The sequence below is a fragment of the Roseateles agri genome, from assembly GCF_034043675.1.
GTDB lineage: Bacteria > Pseudomonadota > Gammaproteobacteria > Burkholderiales > Burkholderiaceae_C > KK5.
On record NZ_JAXCLA010000005.1, the window covers coordinates 171363 to 190364 of the forward strand.

Below are 19002 nucleotides of genomic sequence, written 5' to 3' on the forward strand. Positions count from 1 at the left end.
TCGGCAAGGGCGAGAGTGTAATTGGAGCTGTCACATATTCGTCATATTGCTAGATGCGAAAGAGCAGGAAGTAGCCCAACAGTGCCGCCACGAGCAAGGCAGGCACTGCATAGACGTGGAACATCTTCCATGCTTTCCCATCGCCACTGAGGCGCAACGCGATAAGGTTGGCGAGCGAACCGATCAGCAGGCCGAAGCCACCCACGTTCACGCCATAGGCCAGGACTTTCCAGTCCTGCGAGTACTCGGCCAGGGCGATTGCCGCCGGCACGTTGCTAACCAGCTGGCTCGCCCCGATGCCCGCGAAGTAGAGGTTTGCCGGAATCTGAAGCTCGAGCCCCTTCATCAGCTCCTGCACGGCGCCCAGGCGCGCGACCAGGCGCAGGTCGATGAACATCAGGATGAAAACCAGCAGCAGCCCCCAGTCCAGTTGAGCCACGACGCGCGGCCGCATGAGGAGATACAGCAGCAGGACGGCGGCAAAGGCGTAGGCGGACTGATGCATGTCAGTCACCAGCAGGAAGGGCACGTAGAGCAGCAGCGACAGCGCCAGCAGCGGACCGTCGAGCTTCGACGAATCGCTCTCCCGGGCATCGATCCGCCGGCCGCCGAACGAGAGCGCGGTCAATCCGATCAGGGCGACCAGGAGAACCGCAACCAAAGGCAGTTGGTGCAGCACGAATTCGCCGAACGACACCTTTGCCAACTGCCAGATGAACAGGTTCTGAGGATTTCCGATCGGCGTCAGCGTCGAACCGACATTCACGGCCAGGGCTTCGAAGACGATGAACCGGGTCGCCGGCATGCCGGTCAGGCGGCAGACCGAGAGCGTCAGCGGCACGACGACAAACAGCGCCACGTCATTGGTCAGCACGGTTGACAGCAGCGCAGCCGCCAGCACGAGGTAGATCGCCGCCACCCTTTCCGTCGACATCAGGTTCACCAGCCAGACGCCGAAGCGGTGAAGCCCCCCGCTCGCTTCCAGGCCCTTGGTGAGCAGCAGCAGTCCGGCCAGCGCGGCGATGGTCGACCAGTCGACCAGCGAGGGATAGCTGGCAATGCCGCTCGGCGCAAAGGCGCTCAGGACCAGCAACGCAGCGAGCAGCACCTTGAAGAAGGTGTCCGCACGCAGATCGCTCAATATCTTTCGCAGCGCCAGGATCATTTGCCTTCGACGTTCATCTGATGCGATCGATGCGCTGGTCGGAAACCGCGGCGATGTGGGAACCCAGCGGGCCGAGGCCGGGCGCGCTCAGGTCCGGCGCCAGCTCCAGCAGGGGCTGCAGGACGAAGGCGCGCTGGTGCAGGCGCGGGTGGGGCACGGTCAGCCGGGGAGTGCCGATCTGCATGTCGCCGTACAGCAGCAGGTCCAGGTCCAGCGTGCGCGGCGCATTGACGTAGGGCCGCTCGCGGCCGTGGGCCAGCTCGATCGCCTGCAAGGCGTCGAGCAGCGTCAGCGGTTCCAGTTCCGTCTCCACGAGGGCGACGGCATTCAGGTAGTCGGGCCCGCCGGCCTCGACCGGCGCGCTGCGATAGCGGCTCGATACGGCGGCCACGCGCGTGCGGGGCAATGCGGCCAAGGCGGCCAGCGCTTCATCCAGCGTGCGCTGGAGATCGCCGAGGTTGGCGCCGAGGCCGATGAAGGCCCGGGTCGCGCCGGCTTCAGCCGCCGACATCGGCTCCGCCGCCCGCAGGCGCGGCGGCGCGGCTACCCGCCGGCTTGCGGCGACGGCGGCGCTTCTTCGCGGGCGCGGCTACGCCACCCTCGTCGTCGGCTGCCTCGTCCGCAGCGTCGGCCGGGGCGGGCGCGGGCGCAGCCGGCTTGCGCGGTGCCTGATGCACCCTGGGTCCGCGGGTCTTCTTGTCCTTCTCGCGCGCTTCCTCGACCAGCGCGGCGCGGTCATCCTCGCTGCCCAGCGCGAAGTCTTCCCACCAGTCGGCCAGCGCCGCATCGATCTCGCCGGCATCGGCACGCAGGCGCAGGAAGTCGAAGCCGGCGCGGTAGCGCGGCTGCTCGACCAGCGTGTAGACACCCGAGCCCGTGCGGCGCTCGAAGCGCGGCTGCATCATCCAGATCTCGCGCATGTCGGTCGCCAGCTTGCCGCGGCCGGAGATGTCGCCGATGCGTGCCTCGAACACCGCATCGATCGCCTGCGACAGCGCCGGCACGGCCGGCTCGCCAGACTCGCGCAGCTTGGTCCAGCGGTCCAGCACCTCGCGCCAGAGCATGCAGGCCAGCATGAAGCTGGGGCTGACGCCGCGGCCTTCCAGCACGCGGCGGTCGGTGTCCTCGAAGGCCAGGCGCACGAACTGGCCGGCTGCGCCCTCGTGCAAATCGCCGGTGGACGTCAGCATCGCGTCCAGGATCGGGAACACGCCCCGCGCCAGGCCGTACTTCTTCAGTTGCTCCAGGCTCGCCAACGAATGGCCAGTCTGCAGCAGCTTGATCATTTCGTCGAACAGGCGCGAGGCGGGCACGTTCGCCAGCAGCGGCACGCAGGCCTTGATCGGCGCACGGGTCTTGGGCTCCACCTCGAAGCCCAGCTTCGCCGCGAAGCGCACCGCGCGGATGATGCGCACGGGGTCCTCGCGGTAGCGCGTATCCGGGTCACCGATGATGCGCAGCACGCGCTTCTTCGCGTCGGCCAGACCGCCGTGATAGTCGACCACCAGTTGGCGCTGCGGGTCGTAGTACATCGCGTTGACCGTGTAGTCGCGTCGCGCGGCATCCTCGATCTGCGGACCCCAGACGTTGTCGCGCAGCACGCGGCCTTCGGCGTCCACCACATGGCTCTTGCCTGCCAGTTCGGCCTTCGAGGTCTTCTCGTTGCCGCTGACCTGCTCGGCGCTCTCCGAGCCCAGTAGCGCGCGGAAGGTCGAAACCTCGATCACTTCATGCTCGCGGCCGCGGCCGTAGACGACGTGGACGATGCGGAAGCGCCGGCCGATGATGAAGGCGCGGCGGAACAGGCCCTTGACCTGCTCGGGCGTCGCGTTCGTGGCCACGTCGAAATCCTTGGGCCGCATGCCCAGCAGCAGGTCGCGCACCGCGCCGCCGACGATGTAGGCCTCGAAGCCGCCGTCGGTCAGCGTCTGCACGACGCGCACCGCGCGTTCATCCAGCAGCTTGGGGTCGATGCCGTGCTCGGCGACCGGCACCTCCATGCGCTTGCCCAGCGGATTGGCGGCCTTGGCGGGCGCCTTGCCGAGCAGCTTGTCGATGAATTTCTTGATCATGCAAATAACTGAAGAATGGGCCAGCCGCGCGTGGCGGCGATATCGGCCAATGCCGGCGTCGGGTTCGTTGCCACCGGATGGCTGACGATGTCCAGCAAGGGGAGGTCGTTGGTCGAGTCGCTGTAGAAGCTCACGCGCTCGAATTCGTCCCATTGTCGCCCCAAGCCGGCGAGCCACTCGCGGACCCGCGTGATCTTGCCCGCCTGGAACGAAGGCACGCCGTCCACGTGCCCGGTGTAGCGCCCTGCCCCGTCGCGCTGCAGGCGCACGGCGATCAGGTGCTCGATGCCGAAGGCCGCGGCGATCGGGGCGGTGACGAACTCGTTGGTCGCGGTGACCACGGCGAGCAGGTCGCCGGCGTCCTGATGCTTGCGCACCAGTTCGACCGCGCTGGGCTTGAGCATCGGCGCGACGACCTCGGCCATGAAGCGCTCGCGCGCGGTCAGGGCCTCGTCCAGCGGGCGGGCGCGCCACACGGCGGTGGCGAACTCGATGTACTCGTCCAGGTTCAGCCGGCCGGCCTGGTAGTCGGCATAGAACTGGTCGTTGCGGGCCTGCCAGGCCGCACCATCGGCCCAGCCGATGTCGACCATGAAGGCGCCGAAGGCGTGGTCGGAATCGCCGGGGATCAGCGTGCCGTCGAGATCGAACAGGGTCAGGTTCACACGTTGCTTTCTTCGTCGGCCAGCATCTGCTTGAGCATGGGCACGGTCACCGCCTGGCGCTTGACCGCCAGCGAGAAATCGTCGAGCCGCTGCAGCAGGGCCATCAGGTGCTTGAGGTCGCGGGCGAAGCGGGTGAGCAGGTACTCGACCACCTCGTCGCCCATCATGATGCCGCGCCGGTCCGCTTCGCGGCGCAGCGCGGCGCGCATCTCCGGCTCGGACAGAGGATGCAGCGCGAAGGTCGGCCCCCAACCCAGGCGCGAGCGCAGGTCGTCGCGCAGCGCCAGGTCGGTGGGCGGCGCGCTACCGGTGGCGACGATGGCCAGGCCATGGCTGGCTGCCTCGAGAAACAGCGCGAAGGCGGCGCGCTGCTGCCCTTCGTCGTAGCGATGGCAATCGTCCAGCAGCAAGAGGCTCGGCTGGCTGGGCAGCTCCCACGGCAGCGCGGTTTCCGCGTCGTACCAGCCGACCTGCGCACCGGCCGCCTGCCAGCGCTGCGCCAGCGCGCGCAGCGCATGGGTCTTGCCGCTACCGGCCGGGCCCCACAGGAAAACTGGCGGCGCCCCGGGCGTCAGCGCCAGCAGTTGCGCCAGCGCCGGGCCGTTAGCGCCGGGCAGGAAGTTGTCGAAGGTGAAGACCGGCGCCGGGCCGATCGCAAGAGGAATCTGCTTCAAGCGGCATCAGCCCTGGTACAGCGGGCTCTTCAGATAGGCATCGCGCAGGCGCCGCGCGGCCACAACGCCCAGGGCGCTGACCGGCAGCGCGATCAGCACGCCGACGAAACCGAACAAATGCCCGAAGGCGAGCAAGGCGAAGATCACCATCAGTGGGCTCAGGCCGATGCGCTCACCAACCAGCCGCGGCGTCAGCAAGAAGCTCTCGAGCAACTGGCCCAGGCCGTAGACCCCCGCCACCGCCAGCAGCCCGTACAGGTCGCCGAACTGCAGCACCGCCGCCAGCAGCGCCAGCACGAGGCCCGTGCCGAAGCCCAGGTAGGGAATGAAGACGGCCAGGCCGGTGAACACGCCGATTGGCAGCGCGAGCTGGAAGCGCGCCAGCCCCAGCGCCGCGCTGTAGTAGACGGCCAGCAGCAGCATCACGAGGATCTGTCCGCGCAGGTACTGGCCCAGCATCTGGTCGCATTCCTTCAGGAAACTGCCGGCGCTCTCGCGCACCCGCAGCGGCACCAGCTGCCAGCCTTGGGCCAGCAGCCGCTCCCAGTCGTACAGCAGGTAGAACAGCACGACCGGCAGCAGCACCAGATTGCCGACGATCGCCAGCAGGAAGCTGCCACCGATGCGCGCGGAGCTGAGTCCGGTGGCGATCCAGTCCTCGACGTTCGCGTCCAGGTACTTCAGCACGAAGGCCTTGATGCTGGCCGCGTCCAGCGAGGCATTGACGCCGTGCGACTGCAGCCAGGGCACGACGTGCTCGTTCAATGCCGCCGCCATCAACGGAATCTGCTGTTTCAGCAACGGCAGCTCCTTGCTGAGGATCGGGATCACCAGCAGCAGCGCGATCGTGACGACAAGGATCAGCACCAGCTCCACGATCGCCACCGCCATCGCGCGCGGCACGCGCCGCCGCGCCAGCGCACCGACGGCCGGCGCCAGCGCATAGGCCAGCACCGCCGCCAGGATGAAGGGCGCCAGCACCGGCGAGAGCAGCCAGAGCAGCGCGAAAGCGGCGATGGCCAGCGCGGTCCAGGCCAGGGCGTGGCGTTGATGGGTGGTCAGTGTCATGGATGGCCGGCGATTCTAGTCAGTGCAGCGGGGGGTCCCCGCGTTCCCGCAGGGACTGCAGGCGCTGGCGCAGGGCTTCGGCATCCGCCGCCTGGGGTTCACGCTCCAGGTAGTGGGCCAGGTCGGCGGCAGCCATGGGCCAGTGGCCCAGCGCTTCCAGCACCAAGCCGCGGTCGCGCCGCTCTGCGGCTTCGTCGGGCAGCAGCAGCACCAGGCGCTGCTGCACGGCCAGCAGCCGCGGCAGGTCGTCGGCGACGCGGTGAATTTCCTTCAGGTTGCGCAGCATCCGCGCCAGGATCTGGCGCGGCGCGGCCGCCTGCAGGAACAGCTCGATCGGCAGCTCGACGTCGTCCGGCAGGCCGCTGCCCTGGCGGTAGGCCTGCAGGAATTCGTCCAGCCGCCCGCGCGACAGCGACTGGCCGGTGAACGGATCGATCACGACCTCATGCGCATCGATCCTCAGCTTGACCAGGAAGTGACCGGGGAAGGCGATGCCCTGCACGCGCAGGCCGATCTGCGCAGCCAGCTCGATGAAGATCACGGCCAGGCTGATCGGGATGCCGCGCCGGGTCTCCAGCACCTGGTGGATGTAACTGTTGCCGCGCTCGTAGTAGTTGTTGACGTTGCCGGCGAAGCCCAGCTCGGCATGGAAGTAGCGCGTCAACAGGCGCAGCCGGTGCGCCGGCGAGGCGTCGGCCGGCAGGCGCTGGCGCAGCCGCGCGGCCAGGGTGTCGACCTCGGCCAGCACGGCCTGCGCGTCCAGGCCCGGCACCTCGTCCTGCGCGATCGAGATGGCGGCTTCCAGCAGGTTGAGACTCGCGTCTTCGGCCACCAGCGTCGCGAAGTACTCGAGCGGCGTCGGCGCGGAGAGGCGCAGCGGATGTGTCGTCATACCCCGCGACGCAGGAAAGGTTTCAGCTTCAGGCCGACGGCCATCAGCACGGCGAAATAGAGCAGTGCCGACGCAACGAGCCCGCCCGCGAGCCAGAGCGCGCGCAGGCCCTCATGGCTGCCCAGCGCGATCCAGTCCAGCCGCTCGCTCAGGTACCACTGCAGCGCGCCCATCGCCGCGCTGGCGATCGCCACACGCAGCAGGAACGGCGTCCAGCCCTTCTTCGGCGTGTAGCTGCCGACCTTGCGCAGGCCGCGCAGCAGCATGCCGGCGTTGACCATGGCGCCGAGACCGATCGACAGGGCCAGGCCCGCCACGCCCAGCAGCGGTACGAAGACGAGGTTCATCAGCTGCGTCATCACCAGCACGGCGATGGCGATGCGCACTGGCGTCTTCATGTCCTGGCTCGCATAGAAGCCCGGCGCCAGCACCTTGACCGCCACCAGGCCCAGCAGGCCGAAGCCATACGCCATCACCGCGTGCGTGGTGTGCAGCACATCTTCGGCATGGAAGTGGCCGCGGTTGTAGAGCACCGCGACCATCGGCTCGGCGAAGGCCAGCAGCGCGATGCCGCAAGGCACGGCCAGCAGGCACACAAGCCGCAGCCCCCAATCGAGCAGGTTGGAATACGCTTCCATATCGCCCTTGGCGCGGACGCTCGACAGCTGCGGCGTCAGCACCGCGCCGAGCGCTACGCCCAGCAGCGAAATCGGGAACTCCATCAGCCGGTCCGCATAGGTCAGCCAGCTGGTGGCACCCACGCTGACCGCCAGGGCCAGCTGCGTGTTGATCAGCAGCGACAGCTGCGACACGCCGACGCCGATCAACGCCGGGCCCATCTGCGTCAGCACGCGCCTGACGCCCGGATGCGCCCAGGCCTGGCGCAGCGGCATCGGCCGCGGCATCACGTGGATGCGCGCCAGCGCCGGCACCTGCGCCACCAGTTGCAGGATGCCGCCGATCATCACGCCGATGGCCATCGAGTAGATCGGCCGAAAACCCCAGCCGGCCATATGGGGCGTCAGCCACCAGCCGCAGAAGATGACGCTCAGGTTCAGCAGCACCGGCGTCACCGCCGCCACCATGAAGCGGCGCCAGGTGTTCAGGATGCCGCCAGCCAGCGCCACCAGCGAGATGCAGCCGATGTAGGGGAACATCCACCGGGTCATGACGATGGCGGCGTCACGGCCGTCGTCCGTCAGATTGGCGCCGAGCATCCAGACCAGCACCGGCGCGCCGATGATGCCGACGATGCTCAGCACGACCATCGCCCAGGTCATCACAGTCGCCACCGCATCTATCAAGGCTCGCGTCGCCTCATCGCCGTCGCGCTCGCGGGCGCCGGCCAGGATGGGCACGAAGGCCTGCGAGAACGCGCCCTCCGCGGACAGCCTCCGCAGCAGGTTCGGAATACGCAGCGCCACGAGGTAGGCATCGGTCATCGCGCTGGCACCGAACAGCGCGGCGAGCATCTGCTCTCGGACCAGACCCAGGATGCGCGACGCCAGCGTCAGGACGGAAATCAGGGAGGCGGCACGCAGCAGGTTCATGGGCAGGGAGGAGGGAGCGGAGCGATCGCGGAACGACCAACAGCGCCTCGCGATCGAGCGCAAGGCGGGCGCATTATCATCCGCGCCCTTCCCTCTCGCTGGCAGGAACGATGACGACTTTGTCATCCGCGCTGTTTCACTGCTATACTCGCGGTCTTTGCACCAACTGGGTAGAACTACAGCATGGCAACTTCGTCCAAAGCCAAGAAGACCGTCCGCACCGCATCGGGCCTGAAGCGCGCCCGCCAGGACGTCAAGCTCAACGCAGCCAACACGGCTCTGCGCTCCCAATTCCGCACGGTCGTCAAGAACGTGCAAAAGGCCGTCGTCGCTGGCGACAAGGCCAAGGCCGCTGACCTCTTCAAGCACGCCCAGTCGGTCATCGACTCGGTCGCCGACAAGGGCATCTTCCACAAGAACAAGGCCGCTCGCCACAAGAGCCGCCTGTCGGCCAAGATCAAGGCCCTGGCCGCCTAATCAACACCAGTTCCGGTGCAAAGCAACAAGGCCCGCGAAAGCGGGCCTTTTTGTTTGTCCAGCCGGATCCGCCGCCGTCAATGCCGCTGGCCGGGCACCAGGCCCTGCATCCGGCGCATCTGCAGCCACTCGGTCACGGCGCGCGCCACCCAAGGCCCGTCGTCCAGCGGAAGATCGTGACCCGCCTGCGTGTGCAGGCGCAGCGGCACCCCCCAGGCACGACTGATAGCGCGGGAACAGCGCCAATCGATGACCTTGTCCGATTCGCTGCACAAGAGCAGCATCGGCGCCGCCGGGCGGGCCCGGCTGGCCCGATAGCTCGCCGCGGCAAACCACTGGCGCAGCGTGTTGCGCAAGCCTACCGGGTGTTTGCGCTGCAGCCGAACCCATTCGTCCAGCATGCCCTCGCCGCGCGGCAGCAGGCGCGTCGTCAGATCCAGCACCTGCGCCTCGCGCCGACGCGCGCCCAGGCGCGTAAGGCTCAGCAGCAGCAACGCCAAGTAGCGCAGCGGCTGGAAGCGCCGATGAAAGGCCGAGAACGGCCGCAGGCTGGTGTTGATCAGCACCGCGCCGCTGACCTCGCGCGGATGGCGCGCCACCCAGTCGGTCACCACGGCAGCACCCAGCGACATCGCCAACAGATGGATCGGTCCGCTCACACCGCGCTGCTTCAGCTCGGCACGACAGGCCTCGACGATGGCCGGCACCTGCATGGGGCTGGGCCGATCGTGCAGTACGCCGGTGCCGGGCAGATCCAGCAGGATCAGCTGCGCACCGGGTTGCTCCTGCTCCAGTTGCTCCCGCAATACGGCGGGGAACGCGCCCCAATGGCCGCTCTCGCGGGACAGTCCACGCAACAGCACCCACACAGCAGGCGCGCGCTGGCTTGCGCTCATGCCGACTTCCCCACCTTGATCCCCTCCGCCCGCGCGAACATCGCACGACCCTCTGGCGCGCATTATGCGGACATAACGCCGAATTCGGAGTGATTCGCGTCGCCCGCTTCGGGGATGGCTCAGCGCGCGCGCAACACCGATTGGCACAGGGCTGCAGCGGCATCCTCGGTCAGCTCGCCCAGCCGCGCCAGCAGTTCGGACTGCGTCAGCAACACGAACTCGGCGACCTCGCCATCCTGGTTCGCTGGCTCGAAGTCATCGGGAAGCAGCAGGTCGAACACGTGCAGCACCTCGTCGTGCCAGCCTTCGGGCTCCGCGCGTCGCGTGCGCACCGCGCCGCGGGCGATGAGTCCCTGCGCGAGAGCCGGCGGCACGCCAGCCTCCTCGAACAGCTCACGGCGCGCGCAATCGAGGATGTCCTCGCCAGCACCCAGGCCGCCCGCGGCCAAGCTGTCCAGCCGGCCCGGATCGATCGCCTTGTGCGGCGCGCGCCGGCCACACCAGACGCGCCCGTCGGCCCGGAATCCGTTGATGTGAACGGCCCGGCTCATCAGCCCGAAGAAGCGGAAGGCCGCACGCTCCAGCTGGAACAGCTCCGCGCCGAAGGCCAGACAGGGTTCCGCCACCGGCGCTTCGCAGCGATAGCGCTCGTCACGCCAGCCGCTGACCGCACCCTGCTCGCGCAGCACCAGCGCGGCCGCCTGGATCTGCGCGGAGCGCTCGGACGGATCTTCACTGCCAGGCTGCCAGCGGATCACCGCATGGTCGACGTGCGCCGTGGGCAGCGCGCGCAGCAGCAACTCGGCCCGGTGGTCTTCGACCTGGCCGATCGGCAAGTCGTCGAGAAAGAACTGCAAGTCAGCGCAAGGCCAGGTTGAGCTGGTCGATCACCTCGGCCCAGTCCGCATCACGGCGCACCTCGTCGCCCAGCAGTGCAGCCTGGGCCGGCGTCCAAAAGGGAGCTTGCGCCAGCAGCACGTCCGGCGGCAGCGGGCGGTGACGCCGAATGAAGGCGCCGATCGATGCGTCGTCGTCCGGCAAGCCCAGCTGGGCGAACAACTCGGAGAAGCGGTGGTGGCTGGCGTCCATGGAAGAAATCCTTTCCTTGCGGTCCCTGGCAATTGTCGAGCCGGCCCGAGGCGCGCTGGAATGAAAAAACCACGCGAGGCATGCGCCTGGCGTGGTCTTGTGTCTTGGTGGGCGGTGAGGGTTTCGAACCCCCGACCCCGACAGTGTGAATGTCGTGCTCTACCCCTGAGCTAACCGCCCTGAATTCATTTCAGTTCATTTCCGATCGAGACCACCAATCCTCAGATTGGTGGGCGGTGAGGGTTTCGAACCCCCGACCCCCACAGTGTGAATGTGATGCTCTACCCCTGAGCTAACCGCCCGATCGTCTCGTCGCTGCCTTCGCAGCGACGAAGCCCGCGATTATGCCATGCAATTTGCGGGCTTCAAGAAACTTGCGTCTCTTCCTGCCAGATCCGCTTGCCGCCGCTGGCCTTGTCCAGTTCGCCCATGACCTTGGCATGCGCCGCCAGCTCCGTTTCGCTGGCCTGCAGCACCGGCAGCGCATAGCGGCTCAGATCGACGGCAGCGACGCGGATCTCGCCGCCCGCCGATGCGCCCTCGCCCGCCGAATCGTCGATGACCAGCGAATCCTGCCCGCGGGTCATGTTGATGTAGACCTGGGCCAGCAGCTCGGCGTCGATGTGGGCGCCGTGCAGCTCGCGCTTGGAGTTGTCCACGTCCAGCCGGCTGCACAGCGCGTCCAGCGAGTTCTTCTTGCCCGGGAACATCTCCCGCGCCATCAGCAGCGTGTCGCGGACGCCGCTGACCACGTCGTTGATCGGCGGGCGGCCGAGGCGCTTCATCTCGGCGTTGACGAAGCCGAGGTCGAACGGTGCGTTGTGAATCACAAGCTCCGAGTCCGCGACGAACTCGATGAACTCGTCGACGATCTGGGCGAACTTGGGCTTGTCGGCGAGGAAGGCCTCGGTGATGCCGTGCACCGCCAGCGCGTCTTCATGACTGGCGCGCTCGGGGTTGATGTAGAGGTGCAGGTAGCGCCCGGTCAACTGCCGGTTGATCATCTCTACGCAGCCGATTTCAAGGATGCGATCGCCGCCCGCTGCTTCCAGGCCGGTGGTTTCCGTGTCGAAAAAGATCTGGCGCATTTCAGTTCTTCTCCCGCTTCGAGGCCCAGGCCCAGATCACGATGCCGGCCAGCACCATCGGCACGCACAGCCACTGGCCTTGGCTCAGATGCAGCCAGCGGCTGTCCAGCGGCAGGAAGTCATCCGGCTCGCGGAAGTATTCGGCCGCGAAGCGCAGGATGCCGTAGCCCACCAGGAAGAGGCCCGACACCTGGCCGGTCTTGCGCGGCTGGCGCGAGTAGAGCCACAGCAGCACGAACAGCAGCAGGCCTTCGCCGAGGAACTGGTAGATCTGCGAAGGATGGCGCGGGATACCGCCATCGTTGGCCTGCGGGAAGATCATCGCCCAGGGCAGGCTCGCATCGGCCTGCCGGCCCCACAGTTCGCCATTGATGAAGTTGCCCAGGCGCCCGGCCGCCAGGCCCGTCGGCACGCAGGGAGCGACCAGGTCGGCCACTTCAAAGAAGCTGCGGCCGCGCAGCCGCCCGAACAGCCACATCGCGGCGATGACGCCCAGCAACCCGCCGTGGAAAGCCATGCCGCCCTTCCAGACGGCAAAGATCTCCAGCAGGTTGTGGACGTAGTAGTCGGGCTTGTAGAACAGCACATAGCCCAGCCGCCCGCCGATCACGACGCCGAGCACGCCGAAGAACAGGATGTCGTCCACGTCGCGGCGGGTCCAGCCGGCCGCGGCCCACTGCGGCTGCTTCACGCGCAGGTTTGCCAGCCACAGGAACAGGCCGAAGGCGGCCAGGTAGGTCAGCCCGTACCAGTGAACACCGCCGGAGCCGATGTGGATGGCGATGGGATCGAATTGCGGATGAACGAGCATTCGGAGTCAGGCAGGAAGCGAGGCCGGGATCATACCGACGCGCCACTCACCCACGGCCTCAGCCCTGCCCCAGCTCTTCCAGCAGCTTGCGCGCGTCCTTCACGTTGGCCGGATTCGAGCGCTTGTTGGCGACGAAGCGCTCCAGCGCGCGTTGCGCGCCGGTCTTGTCACCCTTGTCGGCCAGTGCCTGGCCCAGGCGGTGGTCGATGGGCAGCTTGTCGGCGCCGTCTAGCGTCGCGGCCTTCTCGTACAGGCGGATCGCCTCATCCTGATGGCCCAGCGAGGCCTCGACGCGGCCCATGCCGTAGTAGCCCAGCGCGTGTTTCGGCCAGTCGCGCTGCAGCGCGTTGAAGATTTCGCGCGCCTTGTCCGGCTGCTTGGCCCACATCAGGTCGGTGCCAAGCTGACCCCAGGCCTCCCTGACGGCGAACTTCAGCGGCAGGTCATCACCCGGCTTGACGGCGCGCAGCTCGCGCTCCTCTTCCGCCCAGTTCTTGTCGTTGGCCGCGACCATGGCGCGCAGCAACCGGGCCTGCTCGGGCTGGCGGCTATTCAGATCGTCCGCAAGTTCCCGCGCCTTGGGCACGCTGCCGCCGACCATGCCCGGCACACGCAGGTAGAACTGCACCAGGCCCATGCGCGCCTCGAACAGCGTCGGATCGAGTTCCAGCGCGCGCTGCAGATTGCTCTTGACCTTGCCGGCCAACGAGATCGCCTTCATCGCACCGCCAGACAGCGCCTGCAGGCTTTGCACCGAGCCCAGCGCGTAGTAGCAGATGGCCTGGTCGGCATGCTTGGCGATGCAGCTCTCGGCCGTTCGCACGCCGGCGTCCAGCCGCGCGTTGTCGAGCCGGTCGCCCTGCGCCAGCGCCAGTGCGGCGAGGGCTTGCACATCATCGGGCCGGGACGCGAGCCTGGCCTGCGCGGCCTTCTCCAGCGACTCGGTCTGGCCCACATCCAGCCAGCCGGCCCATTGCGGGTCCTTCAGCGCCTGGGCCTGGGCGGTCGAGGCCAGGATCAGCGCAAATAACAGAATCGTTCGACGCATTGTTGGAACTACTGCAGTGGCAAGAGCCCTCAAGTATGGCCCTTGGAGCCAACCTGTTCCCGCGCATGGTCAACGAAGCGCAGCACCGCCGGCGCCGCGTCGGCGCGCCAGATCAGGCTGGTCTCGCAACGCGGCGCCGCGTCCGTCATCCGCTTGTAGACGACGCCGCTGCGCTGCAGGCTCGTCATGCCCTCCGGCACCCAGGCGGCGCCGATGCCGGCCGACACCAGGTTGACGATGGTCTGCATCTGGATCGCCTGCTGCGCGATCCGCGGCGTGGCCTGGCGTTCGCGGTAGAACGCCAGCACGGCGTCGTACAGCGAGGGCGCGATGTCGCGCGGGAAGATCACCAGCGGCAGGCCTAACGCATCATTCGCACGGAGGCGCGAGCGCTTCGCCAGCGGCTCCTCGGCACTCATCGCGAGCACCAGCGGCTCACGCACGATCGCCAGCGATTCGAAACCCTCCGGCACGGCCCCGGGCGCGTGCAGGATGAAGCCGGCATCGAGTTCGCCGGCCGCGAATTCGCGCAGCTGCACGTCCAGCGTCGCCTCGATCAGCGTGAGCTCGATCTCGGCGTGCTGCTCGCGGAAACGCCTGAGCCAGCGCGGCAACTCGCCATAGCCGACCGTAGAGACGAAGCCCAGCCGCACGCGCCCGCGCTGGCCGGCCGCGGCGGCCTGCACCAGCGGCGTGAGCGCCTGCGCATCGGCCAGCAGTTTCTCGGCCGCCGGCCGCAGCGCCTGGCCCGCGGGCGTCAGCGCCACCGAGCGGCTGGTGCGTTCGAACAGGGGCGCACCGAACTCGGCCTCCAGCTTGCGGATCGCCTGCGTCAGCGGTGGCTGGGTCATGTGCAGTCGCGCGGCAGCGCGACCGAAGTGGAGTTCCTCGGCCACGGTGAGGAACTGGCGCAGCGTCCGGATCTCCGGCATTGATACTCCAATCGAATCAATCAGCAATGAATAATATATTTGATGCGCTGTTGCAGGCCTCGGATACTGCGGGCCTGCAAGCAGGAGACAGCCAGCATGACCACCGACCAATTCAACCGCCGCTCAAAGAACATCACCGAGGGCGTGGCCCGCGCGCCGAACCGCTCCATGTACTACGGCATGGGCTACCAGGAGAGCGATTTCGGCAAGCCGATGATCGGCGTGGCCAACGGCCATTCGACGATCACGCCCTGCAACTCGGGCCTGCAGAAGCTCGCCGATGCCGCCGTGATCGGCCTGAAGGCCGCCGGCGCCAACGCGCAGCTGTTCGGCACGCCGACCATTTCCGACGGCATGGCGATGGGCACCGAGGGCATGAAGTACAGCCTGGTTTCACGCGAAGTGATTTCCGACTGCGTGGAGACCTGCGTCGGCGGCCAGTGGCTGGACGGCGTGATGGTGATCGGCGGCTGCGACAAGAACATGCCCGGCGGCATGATGGGCATGCTGCGCGCCAACGTGCCGGCCATCTACATCTACGGTGGCACGATCAAGCCGGGCCACTACAAGGGTCAGGACCTGAACATCGTCAGCGTGTTCGAGGCCGTGGGCCAGTTCAGCGCCGGCAATATGAGCGAAGAGGACTTCTGCCAGATCGAGAAACGCGCCATCCCCGGCAGCGGCTCCTGCGGCGGCATGTACACGGCCAACACGATGAGCTCGGCCTTCGAAGCGCTGGGCATGAGCCTGCCCTACTCGTCGTCGATGTCCAACGTCGAAGACGAGGTCGTCGAGAACACCAAGCGCGCCGCGGCCTACCTGGTCGAAGCCGTGAAGGCCGACCTCAAGCCGCGCGACATCGTCACCAAGAAGGCGATCGAGAACGCCGTGGCCGTCATCATGGCCACCGGCGGCTCCACCAACGCGGTGCTGCACTTCCTCGCCATCGCCCACGCGGCCGAGGTCGAGTGGACCATCGACGACTTCGAGCGCATGCGCAAGAAGATCCCGGTGCTGTGCGATCTGAAGCCCAGCGGCAAGTACCTGGCCGTGGACCTGCATAAGGCCGGCGGCATTCCCGCCGTGATGAAGACCCTGCTGAAGGCCGGCCTGCTGCACGGCGACGCGATCACCATCACCGGCAAGACCGTGGCCGAGAACCTCGCCGAGATCCCTGACCTGCGCGCCGATCAGGACGTGATCCGCGACGCCAGCAACCCGATCTACGCCCAGGGCCACCTCGCCATCCTGCGCGGCAACCTCTCGCCCGAAGGCTGCGTGGCCAAGATCACCGGCCTGAAGAACCCCGTCATCACCGGCCCCGCCCGCGTCTTCGACGACGAGCAGTCGGCCCTGGCCGCCATCATGGCCAAGCAGATCAAGGCCGGCGACGTGATGGTGCTCCGCTACCTCGGCCCCAAGGGCGGCCCCGGCATGCCCGAGATGCTGGCCCCCACCGGCGCGCTGATCGGCCAGGGCCTGGGCGAATCGGTCGGCCTGATCACCGACGGCCGCTTCTCCGGCGGCACCTGGGGCATGGTCGTCGGCCATGTCGCGCCGGAAGCCTACGAGGGCGGCAATATCGCGCTGATCCAGGAAGGCGACTCGATCACGATCGATGCGCACAAGCTGCTGCTTGAGCTGAACGTCGGCGACGAGGAACTCGCGCGCCGCCGCGCCGCCTGGAAGCAGCCCGCACCGCGCTACACGCGCGGCGTGCTGGCCAAGTTCGCGAAGAGCGCTTCCAGCGCGAGTTCCGGCGCGGTGCTCGACAAGTTCGACTGAGTCGACCGGCTCCGGAAATCAGGCGGCGCTGATTTCAGCGCCGCCTGTCTTTTTCGCCTTGGCCGAGGGCATTCATCGCCTTCTGCCGGCGGGCTTCCTTGCGTTCGTCCATCTTGTCCATCTCGCGCCGCTTCGTGTAGCCACTGGCATCGGCCCAGGCCCACCAAAGCACGGCGCCCGCGAACGGCGACAGCACCCACCACCAGGCCCATGCGGCCACCGGGCCGATGCCCAGCAGCTTCAGCAGGATCAGGAGCACTCCCAGGCCGACGAACCACATCTCTTCTTCTCCAGTGCAAAAGTCCCATGCGATAGCCGTCTGCAGACGGCAAGGCCGAACACTACAATGAATTCGTCTGCATGTCCGACGTCTCAATGGAAAGGAAGTCATGAAATCCTCCCTGATCGCACTGGCCGCCGTCGCTGCTGCCTTTGCCCTCCCCGCCACCGCCTTCGCCGAGGGCACGGCCGACCTGGCGCAGAAGAAGAACTGCATGGCCTGCCACTCGATCGACAAGAAGATCGTCGGCCCGGCCTACAAGGATGTGGCGGCCAAGTACGCCAAGGACAAGGACGCCGTCAAGAAGCTGACCGAGAAGGTGCTCAAGGGCGGCTCCGGCGTCTGGGGTCCGGTGCCGATGCCGGCCAACACGCAGGTGAGCGAAGCCGAAGCCACCGAACTGGTCAAGTGGGTCCTGTCGCAGAAGTGAACGTTCCCGCCTGACGCGAAGTAAGAAAAAAGCCCCGCACTGCGGGGCTTTTGTTTTGGTGCCGTCGCCGGCTCAGTAGGCTTGGCCCAGTTGCTCCAGGATCGCCGGGTTCTCGAGCGTGGACGTATCCTGCGTCACTGACTCGCCCTTTGCCACCGAGCGCAGCAGCCGGCGCATGATCTTGCCCGAGCGGGTCTTGGGCAGGTTGTCGCCGAAGCGGATGTCCTTGGGCTTGGCGATCGGGCCGATCTCCTTGGCGACCCAGTCGCGCAAGGTCTTGGCGATGGCCTTGGCCTCGTCGCCGGTGGGGCGCGGGCGCTTCAGCACGACGAAGGCGCAGATCGCCTCGCCGGTCGTGTCGTCCGGCCGGCCGACGACTGCGGCCTCGGCGACCAGCTCGGTGCAGCTGACCAGTGCCGACTCGATTTCCATCGTGCCCATCCGGTGGCCGGACACGTTCAGCACGTCGTCGATGCGGCCGGTGATGGTGAAGTAACCGGTCTGCGCATCGCGGATCGCGCCGTCGCCGGCCAGGTAGTAGCCCTTCAGCTCGGCCGGGTAGTAGCTCTTCTTGAAGCGCTCCGGGTCACCCCAGATCGTGCGGATCATCGAAGGCCAGGGCTTCTTGACGACCAGGATGCCGCCCTGCCCGTTGGGCACGTCGTTGCCGGTCTCGTCGACGATGGCCGCGGTGATGCCCGGGAACGGCAAGGTGCAGGAGCCGGGCACCAGGGTCGTCGCGCCGGGCAGCGGCGTGATCATGTGGCCGCCGGTCTCTGTCTGCCAGAAGGTGTCGACGATCGGGCAGCGGCCACCGCCGACGTGCTGGTGGTACCACTCCCAGGCGGCCGGGTTGATCGGCTCGCCGACCGAGCCGAGCAGGCGCAGGCTCGTCAGGTCATAACGCTTCGGATGGACGGACTCGTTGCCCTCGGCCGCCTTGATCAGCGAGCGGATGGCGGTCGGCGCCGTGTAGAAGATCGTGACCTTGTGCTTCTCGATCATCTGCCAGAAGCGGCCGGCGTCCGGATAGGTCGGGACGCTCTCGAAGACGATCTCGGTGCCGCCCAGCGCCAGCGGGCCGTAGGCGATGTAGGTGTGGCCGGTCACCCAGCCGATGTCGGCCGTGCACCAGAAGACATCGTCGGGCTTCAGGTCGAAGGTCCACTTGGTCGTCAGCGCCGCATGCAGCAGGTAGCCGCCGGTGCTGTGCTGCACGCCCTTGGGCTTGCCGGTGGAGCCGCTGGTGTAGAGCAGGAACAGCGGGTGCTCGGCCTCGACCCATTCGGGTTCGCAGGTGGCGCTGAGGTTCGCCGTTACGTCGTGCAGCCAGGCGTCGCGGCCTTCCGTCCAGCCTACCTTGCCGCCGGTGCGCTTGTAGACGATCACATCCTTCAGGCTCGGGCAGGCGCCATCGGCCAGCGCCTCGTCGACGATGGCCTTCAGCGGCAGCGACTTGCCGCCGCGCTGCTGCTCGTCGGCGGTGAGGATCATCACGGCGCCGGCATCGTTGACGCGGTCGCGCAGGCTCTGCGCCGAGAAGCCGCCGAACACGACCGAATGGGTGGCGCCGATGCGCGCGCAGGCCTGCATCGCGGCCACGCCCTCGATCGACATCGGCATGTAGATGACGACACGGTCGCCCTTCTTCACGCCCTTGGCCTTCAGCGCGTTGGCAAGCGTGCCGACGCGAGCGAGCAACTCGCTGTAGCTGACCTTCGTCACCGCGCCGTCGTCGGCCTCGAAGATGATCGCCGTCTTATCGCCGAGGCCCGCTTCCACATTGCGGTCCAGGCAGTTGTAGGAGACGTTCAGCCGGCCGTCCTCGAACCACTTGAAGAATGGCGCGTCGCTGTCGTTAAGCACCTTCGTGAACGGCGTCTTCCAGCTGAGCAGTTCACGCGCCAGGCGCGCCCAGAAGGCTTCGTGGTCGGCTTCGGCCTCGTCCACCAGCGCCTGGTAGCCGGCCATGCCCTTGACGTGCGCCGTGGCCTGCCACTCGGCGCTGGGAGGATAGAGATGGGTCTCGCTCATGATGCTTGTCTCCGGGGAATTGAATTCTCGAATTGCCGCGACTTTG

20 protein-coding genes and 2 tRNA genes are annotated in these 19002 nt (G+C 67.4%); 3 read left to right on the forward strand and 19 right to left on the reverse strand.

The annotated features are described in order from the left end of the window. Positions 1-49 precede the first annotated feature (49 nt). The 8 genes from SNE35_RS16270 to murJ are packed head-to-tail and all read right to left on the reverse strand — an operon-like array spanning position 50 to position 8086. Positions 50-1165 (reverse strand): SLC13 family permease, encoded by a 1116-nt coding sequence (locus SNE35_RS16270; RefSeq protein ID WP_320423978.1) that lies wholly within the window; start codon positions 1163-1165, stop codon positions 50-52. A gap of 13 nt (positions 1166-1178) precedes the next feature. After that, on the reverse strand, positions 1179-1676 hold the full coding sequence (gene folK, locus SNE35_RS16275) for a 2-amino-4-hydroxy-6-hydroxymethyldihydropteridine diphosphokinase (protein WP_320423979.1): 498 nt from the start codon (positions 1674-1676) through the stop codon (positions 1179-1181). Next, a complete protein-coding gene (pcnB, locus tag SNE35_RS16280; protein ID WP_320423980.1) occupies positions 1663-3237 on the reverse strand; it encodes a polynucleotide adenylyltransferase PcnB in 1575 nt (524 codons plus the stop codon). Before pcnB ends, folK begins: the two co-directional genes overlap by 14 nt. Next, the gene (locus tag SNE35_RS16285; protein ID WP_320423981.1) at positions 3234-3902 is read right to left on the reverse strand and encodes a histidinol-phosphatase; all 669 of its coding nucleotides are present in this window, start codon (positions 3900-3902) and stop codon (positions 3234-3236) included. The genes pcnB and SNE35_RS16285 overlap by 4 nt, the downstream gene beginning before the upstream one ends. Next, entirely contained in the window at positions 3899-4576 is a 678-nt protein-coding gene (locus SNE35_RS16290; RefSeq protein ID WP_320423982.1) for an HdaA/DnaA family protein, read from the reverse strand. The genes SNE35_RS16285 and SNE35_RS16290 overlap by 4 nt, the downstream gene beginning before the upstream one ends. A gap of 6 nt (positions 4577-4582) precedes the next feature. Then, complete coding sequence (locus tag SNE35_RS16295; RefSeq protein WP_320423983.1) at positions 4583-5644, reverse strand: AI-2E family transporter; 1062 nt, start codon at positions 5642-5644, stop codon at positions 4583-4585. A gap of 19 nt (positions 5645-5663) precedes the next feature. Continuing rightward, entirely contained in the window at positions 5664-6536 is an 873-nt protein-coding gene (locus SNE35_RS16300; protein WP_320423984.1) for a SirB1 family protein, read from the reverse strand. Then, positions 6533-8086, reverse strand: coding sequence for a murein biosynthesis integral membrane protein MurJ (murJ, locus tag SNE35_RS16305; protein ID WP_320423985.1), 1554 nt, complete (start codon positions 8084-8086; stop codon positions 6533-6535). Before murJ ends, SNE35_RS16300 begins: the two co-directional genes overlap by 4 nt. 183 nt (positions 8087-8269) lie before the next feature. On the opposite strand from murJ, the gene rpsT reads away from it, so the two are divergent. Beyond that, on the forward strand, positions 8270-8563 hold the full coding sequence (gene rpsT, locus SNE35_RS16310; RefSeq protein WP_320423986.1) for a 30S ribosomal protein S20: 294 nt from the start codon (positions 8270-8272) through the stop codon (positions 8561-8563). A 77-nt stretch (positions 8564-8640) separates the two neighbouring features. Here the strand turns inward: rpsT and SNE35_RS16315 are convergent, their stop codons facing one another. The 9 genes from SNE35_RS16315 to SNE35_RS16355 all read right to left on the reverse strand — a co-directional run bounded on the left by SNE35_RS16315 (position 8641) and on the right by SNE35_RS16355 (position 14427). Beyond that, the gene (locus SNE35_RS16315; RefSeq protein WP_320423987.1) at positions 8641-9459 is read right to left on the reverse strand and encodes an alpha/beta fold hydrolase; all 819 of its coding nucleotides are present in this window, start codon (positions 9457-9459) and stop codon (positions 8641-8643) included. Between the two features lie 119 nt (positions 9460-9578). Further along, positions 9579-10316, reverse strand: a complete 738-nt coding sequence (locus SNE35_RS16320; protein WP_320423988.1) for an NUDIX hydrolase — start codon at positions 10314-10316, stop codon at positions 9579-9581. A gap of 1 nt (position 10317) precedes the next feature. After that, positions 10318-10548: a DUF2789 domain-containing protein gene (locus SNE35_RS16325; protein WP_320423989.1), complete on the reverse strand. Its 231-nt coding sequence runs from the start codon at positions 10546-10548 to the stop codon at positions 10318-10320. Between the two features lie 105 nt (positions 10549-10653). Continuing rightward, positions 10654-10728, reverse strand: a tRNA-Val gene (locus SNE35_RS16330). Between the two features lie 47 nt (positions 10729-10775). Continuing rightward, positions 10776-10850: transfer RNA gene (locus SNE35_RS16335), tRNA-Val, on the reverse strand. Between the two features lie 63 nt (positions 10851-10913). Then, on the reverse strand, positions 10914-11636 hold the full coding sequence (gene dnaQ, locus SNE35_RS16340; RefSeq protein WP_320423990.1) for a DNA polymerase III subunit epsilon: 723 nt from the start codon (positions 11634-11636) through the stop codon (positions 10914-10916). Position 11637: 1 nt separating this feature from the next. Next, positions 11638-12447, reverse strand: a complete 810-nt coding sequence (gene lgt / locus SNE35_RS16345) for a prolipoprotein diacylglyceryl transferase (RefSeq protein ID WP_320423991.1) — start codon at positions 12445-12447, stop codon at positions 11638-11640. Positions 12448-12505: 58 nt separating this feature from the next. After that, a complete protein-coding gene (locus SNE35_RS16350; protein WP_320423992.1) occupies positions 12506-13495 on the reverse strand; it encodes a tetratricopeptide repeat protein in 990 nt (329 codons plus the stop codon). Positions 13496-13524: 29 nt separating this feature from the next. Then, positions 13525-14427 (reverse strand): LysR family transcriptional regulator, encoded by a 903-nt coding sequence (locus tag SNE35_RS16355; protein ID WP_320423993.1) that lies wholly within the window; start codon positions 14425-14427, stop codon positions 13525-13527. Between the two features lie 96 nt (positions 14428-14523). Here SNE35_RS16355 and ilvD point away from each other — a divergent pair, with 96 nt between their 5' ends. Further along, positions 14524-16212: a dihydroxy-acid dehydratase gene (ilvD, locus tag SNE35_RS16360; protein WP_320423994.1), complete on the forward strand. Its 1689-nt coding sequence runs from the start codon at positions 14524-14526 to the stop codon at positions 16210-16212. 34 nt (positions 16213-16246) lie between these two features. On the opposite strand, the gene SNE35_RS16365 is transcribed toward ilvD, so the two are convergent. Then, entirely contained in the window at positions 16247-16492 is a 246-nt protein-coding gene (locus SNE35_RS16365; RefSeq protein WP_320423995.1) for a TIGR04438 family Trp-rich protein, read from the reverse strand. A 109-nt stretch (positions 16493-16601) separates the two neighbouring features. Here SNE35_RS16365 and SNE35_RS16370 point away from each other — a divergent pair, with 109 nt between their 5' ends. Beyond that, entirely contained in the window at positions 16602-16922 is a 321-nt protein-coding gene (locus SNE35_RS16370; RefSeq protein ID WP_320423996.1) for a c-type cytochrome, read from the forward strand. A gap of 72 nt (positions 16923-16994) precedes the next feature. Here SNE35_RS16370 and acs read toward each other — a convergent pair whose 3' ends face one another. Beyond that, complete coding sequence (gene acs / locus SNE35_RS16375) at positions 16995-18956, reverse strand: acetate--CoA ligase (protein ID WP_320423997.1); 1962 nt, start codon at positions 18954-18956, stop codon at positions 16995-16997. Positions 18957-19002: the final 46 nt, after the last annotated feature.

Bases quoted from the DNA above. Each gene is read 5' to 3' on its own strand.
- SNE35_RS16270 (WP_320423978.1), bottom strand. From the start codon at position 1,165: ATGATCCTGGCGCTGCGAAAGATATTGAGCGATCTGCGTGCGGACACC.
- folK (WP_320423979.1), bottom strand. From the start codon at position 1,676: ATGTCGGCGGCTGAAGCCGGCGCGACCCGGGCCTTCATCGGCCTCGGC.
- pcnB (WP_320423980.1), bottom strand. From the start codon at position 3,237: ATGATCAAGAAATTCATCGACAAGCTGCTCGGCAAGGCGCCCGCCAAG.
- SNE35_RS16295 (WP_320423983.1), bottom strand. From the start codon at position 5,644: ATGACACTGACCACCCATCAACGCCACGCCCTGGCCTGGACCGCGCTG.
- SNE35_RS16300 (WP_320423984.1), bottom strand. From the start codon at position 6,536: ATGACGACACATCCGCTGCGCCTCTCCGCGCCGACGCCGCTCGAGTAC.
- murJ (WP_320423985.1), bottom strand. From the start codon at position 8,086: ATGAACCTGCTGCGTGCCGCCTCCCTGATTTCCGTCCTGACGCTGGCG.
- rpsT (WP_320423986.1), top strand. From the start codon at position 8,270: ATGGCAACTTCGTCCAAAGCCAAGAAGACCGTCCGCACCGCATCGGGC.
- SNE35_RS16315 (WP_320423987.1), bottom strand. From the start codon at position 9,459: ATGAGCGCAAGCCAGCGCGCGCCTGCTGTGTGGGTGCTGTTGCGTGGA.
- SNE35_RS16325 (WP_320423989.1), bottom strand. From the start codon at position 10,548: ATGGACGCCAGCCACCACCGCTTCTCCGAGTTGTTCGCCCAGCTGGGC.
- dnaQ (WP_320423990.1), bottom strand. From the start codon at position 11,636: ATGCGCCAGATCTTTTTCGACACGGAAACCACCGGCCTGGAAGCAGCG.
- lgt (WP_320423991.1), bottom strand. From the start codon at position 12,447: ATGCTCGTTCATCCGCAATTCGATCCCATCGCCATCCACATCGGCTCC.
- SNE35_RS16350 (WP_320423992.1), bottom strand. From the start codon at position 13,495: ATGCGTCGAACGATTCTGTTATTTGCGCTGATCCTGGCCTCGACCGCC.
- SNE35_RS16355 (WP_320423993.1), bottom strand. From the start codon at position 14,427: ATGCCGGAGATCCGGACGCTGCGCCAGTTCCTCACCGTGGCCGAGGAA.
- ilvD (WP_320423994.1), top strand. From the start codon at position 14,524: ATGACCACCGACCAATTCAACCGCCGCTCAAAGAACATCACCGAGGGC.
- SNE35_RS16365 (WP_320423995.1), bottom strand. From the start codon at position 16,492: ATGTGGTTCGTCGGCCTGGGAGTGCTCCTGATCCTGCTGAAGCTGCTG.
- SNE35_RS16370 (WP_320423996.1), top strand. From the start codon at position 16,602: ATGAAATCCTCCCTGATCGCACTGGCCGCCGTCGCTGCTGCCTTTGCC.
- acs (WP_320423997.1), bottom strand. From the start codon at position 18,956: ATGAGCGAGACCCATCTCTATCCTCCCAGCGCCGAGTGGCAGGCCACG.